The organism is Streptomyces sp. NRRL B-1347 (assembly GCF_000720325.1).
GTDB lineage: Bacteria > Actinomycetota > Actinomycetes > Streptomycetales > Streptomycetaceae > Streptomyces.
Genome location: NZ_JOJM01000122.1, coordinates 1 through 9,389, shown reverse-complemented (window position 1 = coordinate 9,389; position 9,389 = coordinate 1). Strand labels below are relative to the sequence as shown.

Sequence of the window (9,389 nt, the reverse complement as noted above, 5' to 3'; positions counted from 1 at the left end):
GGCCCGGGGGCGGGGGGCGCGTGGCGCACGGGGGGACATGCGGGTCATTCTGCCGGGCGGGGCCGGGGCGGGGGCCGGGGGCCTCGGCGCGGACCGGGCGATCGCGGCGATCGGGGCCGGGAGCCTCAGGGCTTCCGGGCCTCGGAGCGCCAGGGCCGCACGGCCTCAGGGCGCCAAGATGTCCAGCTCCTGGAGCGCGCCCTCCGCGATCTCCCTGGTCAGGGCCTCGGCGCGGACCGCGTCACCCTCCCGCACCGCCTCGGCGAGGCGCACGTGCAGCGTCACGGCCGCCGGGTCGGGGTCCTCGAACATCACGTCGTGCTGCGTACGGCCGGTCAGGACCTCGGCGACGACGTCGCCGAGGCGGGCGAACATCTCGTTGCCCGAGGAGTTCAGGACGGTGCGGTGGAAGGCGATGTCGTGCACCAGGTACGCCTCCAGCTGCTGGCCGCGCGAGGTGGCGACCATGCCGAGGGCGTACTCGGTCAGGGCCGCGCACTGCTCGGCCGTGGCGTGGCGCGCGGCGAGCCCCGCGGCGACCGGCTCGACGGCCGAGCGCAGGACGGTCAGGGAGCGCAGCTGGCGCGGGCGGTCGGCGCCGGCCAGGCGCCAGCGGATGACCTGCGGGTCGTAGACGTTCCACTCCTCGGCGGGCAGCACGGTCACGCCGACCCGGCGCCGGGACGCGACCAGGTGCATGGACTCCAGGACCCGCACCGCCTCGCGCATCACGGAGCGGGACACCTCGAAGCGCTGCGCCAGTTCGTCCGTGCGCAGGACACTGCCGGGCGGGTACTCGCCCCCGGTGATGCTGGGCCCGAGGCTGTCCAGTACGCGGGCGTGCAGCCCCGGGGCCTGTGCGGTCATGGGGTCAGCGTACGAGGAGATCGCCACGGCTAAAAAGTCAGACTTTTCTGTCACAGGCTCTTGAATTTGTCTGACCTAATGAGTTTCAGTGGCGTGAACGGAACGGGTCCGTGTCTGAAATCCCCGTCCCCCTCGGCCCTCCCGTCCGGGACCGGGCGGCGGGCCCGACCGATGTCGATGAAGACAGCGAGGCAGCAGCGATGAGCACCCCCCACGTCGTCGTAGTGATGGGCGTCGCAGGAACGGGCAAGACCACGGTCGGCCCCCTGCTCGCCGCCCGGCTCGGCGTTCCCTACGCCGAGGGCGACGACTTCCACCCGCAGGCGAACATCGCCAAGATGTCGTCCGGGACCCCCCTGACCGACGACGACCGATGGCCCTGGCTCGACGCCATCGGCGCCTGGGCGCAGCTCCGTGCCGGGCGCGGCGGCGTCGTCAGCTGCTCCGCCCTCAAGCGCGGCTACCGCGACCGGCTGCGGTCCGCCGCGCCCGGCCTCCTCTTCGTCCACCTCACCGGCGACCGGGCCCTCATCGAGGACCGGATGAGCCACCGCGAGGGCCACTTCATGCCGACCGCGCTCCTCGACTCCCAGTTCGCGACGCTGCAGCCGCTCGGCGCGGACGAGGCGGGCGTGGCCGTGGACGTCGCGGGCACGCCGGAGGACATCGCGGACCGGGCGGCGAAGGCCCTGGCCGCCCGGTAGCGAGCCCCCCGAAGCTCCCCTCTCCCCTGCCCCTCACGTACGTACGCCCACACGCCGACGTACGCCCACACGCACAAGGAACCACCGTGACCAGTCTCAGCGTCGAGATGCTGGCAGCGGACCCCGTCGAACCGATCACCTCGGCGGGCCATGCCCAGCTCGGCATCGCCGTCCTCGCGGGCATCGCCGTCATCGTCCTGCTCATCACGAAGTTCAAGGTCCACGCCTTCCTGGCGCTGACCATCGGCTCGCTGGCCCTCGGCGCCTTCGCCGGGGCCCCGCTCGACAAGGCCATCAGCAGCTTCACCACCGGGCTCGGCAACACCGTGGCGGGCGTGGGCGTGCTCATCGCGCTCGGCGCGATCCTCGGCAAGCTGCTCGCGGACTCCGGCGGCGCCGACCAGATCGTCGACACGATCCTCGCCAAGGCCGGGGGTTCCGGCGGCCGGGCCATGCCGTGGGCCATGGTCCTCATCGCCTCGGTGATCGGGCTTCCGCTCTTCTTCGAGGTCGGCATCGTCCTGCTGATCCCGGTCGTCCTGATGGTCGCCAAGCGCGGCAACTACTCCCTGATGCGCATCGGCATCCCCGCGCTCGCCGGGCTCTCCGTGATGCACGGCCTCATTCCGCCGCACCCGGGGCCGCTCGTCGCGATCGACGCGGTGAAGGCCAACCTCGGCGTCACGCTCGCGCTCGGCGTGCTCGTCGCGATCCCGACCGTGATCGTGGCCGGGCCGCTGTTCTCCAAGGTCGCCGCGCGGTGGGTGGACGTCGCGCCGCCCGAGAAGATGATCCCGCAGCGGGCCACCGACGAGCTGGACGAGCGGCCCGGCTTCGGCGCGACCGTCGCCACGGTGCTCCTGCCCGTCGTGCTCATGCTCGCCAAGGCGCTGGTCGACATCGTCGTGGACGACCCCGACGCGACCGTGCAGCGCGTCTTCGACGTCGTCGGGTCGCCGCTGATCGCGCTGCTCGCGGCGGTGCTCGTGGGCATGTTCACGCTGGGGCGGGCCGCGGGCTTCACCAAGGAGCGGCTCTCCACGACCGTGGAGAAGTCCCTCGCGCCCATCGCGGGCGTGCTGATGATCGTCGGCGCGGGCGGCGGCTTCAAGCAGACGCTCATCGACGTCGGGGTCGGACAGATGATCCTCGACTTCTCCGAGGACTGGTCCATCCCGGCGCTGCTCCTCGCCTGGCTGATCGCTGTCGCGATCCGGCTCGCGACGGGCTCCGCGACCGTGGCGACGATTTCCGCCGCGGGGCTCGTGGCCCCGCTCGCGGCGGACATGTCCACCTCGCACGCGGCCCTGCTCGTCCTGGCGATCGGGGCGGGGTCGCTGTTCTTCAGCCATGTGAACGACGCCGGGTTCTGGCTGGTCAAGGAGTACTTCGGGCTCGACGTCGGCCAGACGATCAAGACGTGGTCGGTGATGGAGACGATCATCTCGGTGGTGGCGCTCGGATTCGTGATGCTGCTGTCGCTGGTGCTGTAGCCCCCGTCCGTCCGCACGGGCCCGCGCCCCTTCGTCCCCTGACCGGGGCGCAGGGGCGCGGGCCCGTGCGGACGTCCCGGCTACGCGCCCGGCGGCGTCGTCGCGGCCTTCTCCAGCTGGAAGGCCTCGTTGCCCAGGCCGATGCGGGCGTGGGCCCCGGGCCTGCGGGCGCGGAGGTACGCGCCGTGGGCGAGGCCGATGACCGCCGCCGCCCCGATGATCGCGGGCAGGAGCCAGGGCAGGGCCGAGTCGGGCCCCGCGGAGACGAGGATGTCGAAGTCCTTGACGGTGTAGCCCGCGATGACGAGCAGCGCGACGGCCGCGAGGCCGGAGGCGACCAGGCGCCACAGCTGGGCGCGGGCGGCCCCGCGGCGGACGAAGAAGACGATGACCGCCACGGACGCGGTGGCCATGAGCAGCAGCACGCCGAGCGCGCCGACGTTGCCGCCCCAGGTGAACAGGTGCAGCACCGGCGCGGTCGGATCGCCCGTCGGCTTGTCGTCGGCCACGGCGAAGCCCGCCACCACGACGGCGGCCACCACGGTCTGCAGGAGCGAGCCGGTGCCGGGCGCGCCGCTGGCGCTGCTGGTCCGGCCGAAGGCGGCCGGGAGCAGGCCCTCGCGGCCCATCGCGAACGCGTACCGCGCCACGACGTTGTGGAAGCTGAGGACGGCCGCGAACATGCCGGTCACGAAGAGGACGTGCAGGACGTCGGTGAAGGTGCCGCCGAGCCGGGACTCGGTGAGGCCGAAGAGCAGGCCCGCGCTCTGTTCGCGCGCGGCGGGCACGATGCCCGAGGGCCCCGCGGCGACCGTGAGCGCCCAGGAGCTGAGCGCGAAGAAGACGGCGACGAAGCCCACGGCGAAGAACATCACGCGGGCGACGACGACCTGGGGGCGACTGGTCTCCTCGGCGTACACGGGCGCCTGCTCGAAGCCGGTGAACGCGGCGATGCAGAAGCACAGGGAGGTGGCGACGCCCGCGCCGGTGAGCGTGTCGGGGTTGAAGGCGTGCAGCGACACGCCCTCGGCGGCGGGGTCGGCGAGGGCGGCGACGTCGAAGATGACGACGAGGGCGACCTCCACGAGCAGCAGCACGCCGAGCACGCGCGCGTTGAGGTCGATCTTCAGCCAGCCGAGCACGGCGACGAGGGCCACGGTCACGAGCGCCGGGATCCACCAGGCGACGGTGACGTCCGCGTACTCGGCGAGCAGGCCGGAGACCTCGAAGCCGAGCAGCCCGTACAGGCCCGCCTGGAGCGCGCTGTAGGCGACGAGCGCGACGGCCGAGGCACCGGCGCCCGCGGTGCCGCCGAGCCCGCGCGATATGTAGGCGTAGAAGGCACCGGCGTTGTGGACGTGCCTGCTCATCTCCGCGTAGCCGAAGCTGAACAGGGCGAGGACGACGCCGAGCGCGAGGAAGAGCAGGGGCTGGCCGACCACGCCCATCACGCCGTACGTGGTGGGCATGACGCCCGCGACCACCATCAGCGGCCCGGTGGCGGCGAGCACGGAGAGCAGCAGGCCCGCCGTGCCGAGACGGCCCGCGCGCAGCGCCCGCTCCTGGCCCATGTACGTGTTGATGTCCCCCTGGCCCGTCGCGGGCCTGCCGTGGACTCCGGTTCCCGATCCGGCGGGGTGCCCCGCTCTGCTTGCACTCGCGTTCGAACTGCCCGTCGCCATGGCGCGGTTGTCCTTTCCGCTGTTCGTGGGTCGATCGGTCTGGTGTGGTGCCGCCTACGCGTCACGCGGTGCCGAGCGCGGCGGCGCGCGCGGCGGTGTAGGCCTCGTGCGGATCCCGGTCGGGGTACGACCAGGGCGCTTCGGTCGCGTACCGGCCGATGCGGTGGAACAGCGCGGCGGCCTCGGCCGACCGGCCCTCGCAGAACGTGGCGTGGGCGAGGAAGTTGAGGTCGACGAAGGCGCGCGGGTGGGCGGTGCCCGCCGGGGCCCCGCCCGGGGTCTCCCACTCCAGCCACCAGTCGAAGGAGGCCTTCATCACCTGCCGGGCGCGGCGGCTGGACCAGTGCCCGGAGGCGAGCGGGTCGTGGCTCTCGCTGCCCGCGGCGGCGAGCACCCGGTAGCGCTCGGCGTGCGCGACGACCGGGAGCACCGCGAGCGGCGAGTGGGCGGGCACCTGCTCGGCCGCCCAGGTCGCGAAGTCGTACACCTCGTGCAGCGGGTCCTGGCCCGCGCCGGGCCGCCGCTCGGCGAGCCGCGCGACCATCAGGTAGTGCGCGTGGTGGTGCTCGGGGTGCCGGTGCCTGACCTCGTCGAAGAGCCGTAGGACGTCTTCCTCGTGGCCGAGCGAGCGCTCCAGGAGCAGCAGCGCGAGCCAGGGCGTCGGGTCGGCGGGGACGCGGGCCGCCGCCTCGCGGCAGGCGGTGCGGGCCTTCTCGGAGCGCTCCTTGCCGCGCAGCGCGCGGTGCACGGCGGCGTGGGCGAGCAGCACGGCGGCGTCGGCGCTCTCCGGTTCGGCGAGCCGCCAGTCGCGGATCCACGCGGTGGTGCTCTGCTCGCGGGCGAGGACGTCGCAGCGGTGGCCGCGGCGGTCCCAGTCGTCGCCGGTGGCGGCGAGCAGCTCCCGCACCTCGCTCCAGCGTCCCTGCGCCAACGCGGCGCGTGCGGCGACGAGTTCGGCGTCGTCGAGTGCGGCGTCGAAGACGTGGCTCGCGCGTTTGCGGGAGCGACCGAGAGGTGGGGGTGGGGACACCGCGGGCGTCCTCCCAAGACGCGGTAGGCGGGCAGGCGATCCCGCACAGCCAACCGGTAGGTGGCGCTCCGCGTCAAGGCCCAGGCGCCCCAAGCGTCTTGACACGTCTCCCACGCATCCTGACGAACTCCTTCACGGGTTCGGGAGGTGCGCGATGGCTCCCCTGAGGCGCCGGGCGCCAAGCCCGGCGCCCCCGCCAACCCCCTTCTAGTCGACGGACTTTGCAGCCGCACGCCCCGCGGCGCGGCCCGAGAAGAGACAGCCGCCGAGGAAGGTGCCCTCCAGGGAGCGGTAGCCGTGCACCCCGCCGCCACCGAACCCGGCGGCCTCGCCCGCGGCGTACACGCCCGGCAGCGGTTCGCCGCCCTCCTGCAGGACGCGCGAGGACAGGTCGGTTTCGAGGCCGCCGAGCGTCTTGCGCGTGAGGATGTTCAGGCGCACGGCGATCAGCGGTCCCGCCTGCGGGTCGAGGAGGCGGTGCGGCGCCGCGGTGCGGATCAGCCGGTCGCCGACGAATTTGCGCGCGCCACGCATGGCCATGACCTGGAGGTCCTTGGTGTAGGGATTGACGGTCTCGCGGTCGCGGGCGGCGATCGTGCGGTGCAGGGCGGCCTCGTCGATGAGGGGTTCCTTGGTGAGCGCGTTCATGCCGCGCACCAGGGCGCCCAGGTCCTTCTCCACGACGAAGTCGGCGCCGTGGTCCATGAACGCCTTCACCGGCCCCGGCACGTCGGCCCTGGCCCGGTCGATGACGCCGCGCACCGACTTGCCGGTCAGGTCGGGGTTCTGCTCGGAGCCCGACAGGGTGAACTCCTTGCCGATGACGCGCTGGTTGAGCACGAACCACGTGTGGTCGTACCCGGTGCCCATGATGTGGCTGAGCGTGCCGAGCGTGTCGAAGCCGGGGAACAGCGGCACGGGCAGCCGGTCGCCGCGCGCGTCGAGCCACAGCGAGGACGGGCCCGGCAGGATGCGGATGCCGTGCTTGTGCCAGATGGGGTTCCAGTTCTCGATGCCCTCGGTGTAGTGCCACATGCGGTCGCGGTTGATCAGCCGCGCGCCCGCCCGCTCGGCGATGCCGAGCATCAGGCCGTCGACGTGCGCGGGCACCCCGGACAGCATCTTCTCGGGCGGGCGGCCGAGCCGCTCGGGCCAGTTGGCGCGCACGAGGTCGTGGTTGCCGCCGATGCCGCCGGAGGTGACGATCACCGCCTGGGCGCGGAACTCGAAGGAGCCGGTGACCTCACGGCTGCTGGCCTTGCCGCGCTCGGCCGCCGACGGCTCCAGGACCTCGCCGGTCACGGTGTCGACCGCGCCCGCGCTGCGGCCGAGCCCGGTGACCCGGTGCCGGAACCTGAGCTGCACCAGGCCGCGCGCGACGCCCTCCTGCACGCGGCGCACGAACGGGGCGAGCAGTCCGGGGCCCGTGCCCCACGTGATGTGGAAGCGGGGCACGGAGTTGCCGTGCCCCTGGGCGTCGTAGCCGCCGCGCTCGGCCCAGCCGACGACCGGGAAGAACCGGACGCCGAGGCCGTGCAGCCAGGCCCGCTTCTCGCCGCACGCGAAGTCCACGTACGCCTTGGCCCACTCGCGCGGCCAGTGGTCCTCCTCGCGGTCGAAGCCGGCCGTGCCCATCCAGTCCTGGAGGGCGAGTTCCCGGTGGTCCTTGATCCGCATGCGCCGCTGTTCGGGGGAGTTGACGAAGAAGAGCCCGCCGAACGACCAGTGGGCCTGCCCGCCCAGGGACCGCTCCGGCTCCTGGTCGACCAGGATCACCCGGCGGCCCGCGTCCACGAGCTCGGCGGTGGCCGTGAGCCCGGCGAGACCCGCGCCGATCACGATGACGTCCGCGTCGTAGGCCATGGCGGCTCCTTCTCGACTGGCCCGGCACGGCCTCTCGACGGGGCCGTGCCGAGGAGTGACGGGGCGCGCCCGGCAGCGGCGGTGCGTGTCCGCGGACGCGTGTTACTCGTGGGTCAGATCCTGGATAGCGCCGGGCCGGACGTCAACCGTCCGGTACGCGGAACCCGGGCCGGAGTCCGGGCCGGAATCCGCCCCCGGACCGGCCGCACCCGGCACGCGGTCCGCCGGTGGAGCGCTATCGTCGGCCGGGTACCGCCGCCCGACCGCCGCCGAGCCCGAGGTGCCTCACGTGTCGGTTCTGGTCCTCCTCCTCTCCGTCGCCGCGGCCTGCTGCCTCGGCGTCGGCTTCGTCCTCCAGCAGAACGCCGCCCGGCGGGCCCCGCTCGGCGACTTCCTCTCGCCCCGGCTGCTGCTCGACCTGATGCGGGTGCCGCGCTGGCTCGGCGGCATCGGCCTGATGGTGTGCGGCATGGTGCTCGGCGCCCTCGCGCTCGGCGAGGGCGAGGTCACCCTGGTGGAGCCGCTGCTCGCGACGAACCTGCTCTTCGCCCTCGCCCTCTCCCGGCACCAGACCAAGCAGCCGCTCGGCCGCCAGGGCTGGACCGGGCTCGCCCTCCTCGCGGGCGGCGTCACGGCCTTCATCGTGGCGGGCGAGCCGCGCGGCGGGGCCTCGGACCCCGATCCGCTGCGGCACTGGCTGGTCCTCGGCGTGATGACCGGCGGCGCCCTCGCCCTCGCCGCCTGCGCGAAGAAGTCCCCCGCCGGCGCCGGGCCCGCGCTGCTCGGCGTCGCGGCCGGGCTGCTCTACGGCGTGCAGGACGCCCTGACCCGGGTCAGCGAGGAGCGGTTCGTCGCGGGCGGCTGGCCCGAACTCCTGGGTGGCTGGCAGCCGTACGCGGTCCTGGTGCTCGGCGTCACCGGGCTCGTCCTCGTGCAGAGCGCGTTCGAGATGGCGCCGCTGCGGATGTCGCTGCCCGCGCTCACCGCCGCCCAGCCGCTCGCGGGCATCGCCTGCGGGGTCGGCTTCCTCGGCGACCGGCTGCGGACGGACACCGGGGCCCTGGCGTGGGAGGCCGCGGGTCTCGCCGGGATCGTGACCGGCATCGTCCTGCTCGGCCTGCATCCGGCGATGCCCGCGGGCACGGGCGGCGGGAGCAGCGGGGCACGGGCCTCGGCCCTGCGCTGACCTGTCAGGATGGCCGTATGAGCGCTGACGTCACGAATCCGGCGGACGAGGTCCTGACCGTCGTCGACGAGCACGACCAGGTGATCGGTCAGGCCCCGCGCGGCGAGGTCTACGCCCGCGGTCTGCGCCACCGCTGCGTCTTCGTCGAGGCCCGCGACGCCGAGGGCCGCGTCTTCGTGCACCGCCGCACCGCCACGAAGCTCGTCTTCCCCTCCCTGTACGACATGTTCGTCGGCGGAGTCGTCGGCGCGGGCGAGTCCTACGACGACGCGGCCCTGCGCGAGGCCCAGGAGGAGCTCGGCGTTTCCGGGCTCGCCCGCCCCGCCCCGCTGTTCAAGTTCCTGTACGACGACGGCGCGGGCCGCAGCTGGTGGTCGTACCTCTACGAGGTCCGCTGCGCGGCCCCGGTGGATCCGCAGGTGGAGGAGGTCGCCTGGCACGACTTCCTGACCGACGCCGACCTCGCGCGGCGCGCCGAGGAGTGGGAGTGGGTGCCGGACGGCCTGGACGCGTACCGGCGCCTGCGCGACTTCCGAGCGACACGATGACGGGCGGGCCGGGCGG

At 73.7% G+C, this 9,389-nt stretch carries 8 protein-coding genes; 4 read left to right on the top strand and 4 right to left on the bottom strand.

All coding sequences use genetic code 11. The features are described from left to right. Positions 1-165: 165 nt before the first annotated feature. Entirely contained in the window at positions 166-867 is a 702-nt protein-coding gene (locus IG74_RS0142780) for a FadR/GntR family transcriptional regulator (RefSeq protein WP_030688842.1), read from the bottom strand. A gap of 200 nt (positions 868-1,067) precedes the next feature. Here IG74_RS0142780 and IG74_RS0142775 point away from each other — a divergent pair, with 200 nt between their 5' ends. Next, on the top strand, positions 1,068-1,571 hold the full coding sequence (locus tag IG74_RS0142775) for a gluconokinase (protein WP_030688840.1): 504 nt from the start codon (positions 1,068-1,070) through the stop codon (positions 1,569-1,571). A gap of 86 nt (positions 1,572-1,657) precedes the next feature. After that, complete coding sequence (locus tag IG74_RS0142770) at positions 1,658-3,064, top strand: GntP family permease (protein ID WP_030688838.1); 1,407 nt, start codon at positions 1,658-1,660, stop codon at positions 3,062-3,064. A gap of 80 nt (positions 3,065-3,144) precedes the next feature. Here IG74_RS0142770 and IG74_RS0142765 read toward each other — a convergent pair whose 3' ends face one another. The 3 genes from IG74_RS0142765 to IG74_RS0142755 all read right to left on the bottom strand — a co-directional run bounded on the left by IG74_RS0142765 (position 3,145) and on the right by IG74_RS0142755 (position 7,639). Beyond that, positions 3,145-4,746 carry an APC family permease gene (locus IG74_RS0142765; RefSeq protein ID WP_030688836.1) on the bottom strand — a complete coding sequence of 534 codons (1,602 nt, stop codon included), beginning with the start codon at positions 4,744-4,746 and terminating at the stop codon, positions 3,145-3,147. 61 nt (positions 4,747-4,807) lie between these two features. Further along, a complete protein-coding gene (locus IG74_RS0142760; protein WP_030688834.1) occupies positions 4,808-5,776 on the bottom strand; it encodes a hypothetical protein in 969 nt (322 codons plus the stop codon). A 207-nt stretch (positions 5,777-5,983) separates the two neighbouring features. Beyond that, a complete protein-coding gene (locus IG74_RS0142755; RefSeq protein WP_030688832.1) occupies positions 5,984-7,639 on the bottom strand; it encodes an FAD-binding dehydrogenase in 1,656 nt (551 codons plus the stop codon). A 289-nt stretch (positions 7,640-7,928) separates the two neighbouring features. Between IG74_RS0142755 and IG74_RS0142750 the strand changes: the two genes are divergently transcribed. Beyond that, positions 7,929-8,825: a DMT family transporter gene (locus IG74_RS0142750; protein ID WP_030688831.1), complete on the top strand. Its 897-nt coding sequence runs from the start codon at positions 7,929-7,931 to the stop codon at positions 8,823-8,825. Positions 8,826-8,842: 17 nt separating this feature from the next. Further along, a complete protein-coding gene (locus tag IG74_RS0142745; RefSeq protein WP_030688829.1) occupies positions 8,843-9,373 on the top strand; it encodes an NUDIX hydrolase in 531 nt (176 codons plus the stop codon). Positions 9,374-9,389: the final 16 nt, after the last annotated feature.

Coding starts and splice junctions, on each gene's coding strand:
- IG74_RS0142765 (WP_030688836.1), bottom strand. CDS start 4,746: ATGGCGACGGGCAGTTCGAACGCGAGTGCAAGCAGAGCGGGGCACCCC.
- IG74_RS0142780 (WP_030688842.1), bottom strand. CDS start 867: ATGACCGCACAGGCCCCGGGGCTGCACGCCCGCGTACTGGACAGCCTC.
- IG74_RS0142755 (WP_030688832.1), bottom strand. CDS start 7,639: ATGGCCTACGACGCGGACGTCATCGTGATCGGCGCGGGTCTCGCCGGG.
- IG74_RS0142775 (WP_030688840.1), top strand. CDS start 1,068: ATGAGCACCCCCCACGTCGTCGTAGTGATGGGCGTCGCAGGAACGGGC.
- IG74_RS0142745 (WP_030688829.1), top strand. CDS start 8,843: ATGAGCGCTGACGTCACGAATCCGGCGGACGAGGTCCTGACCGTCGTC.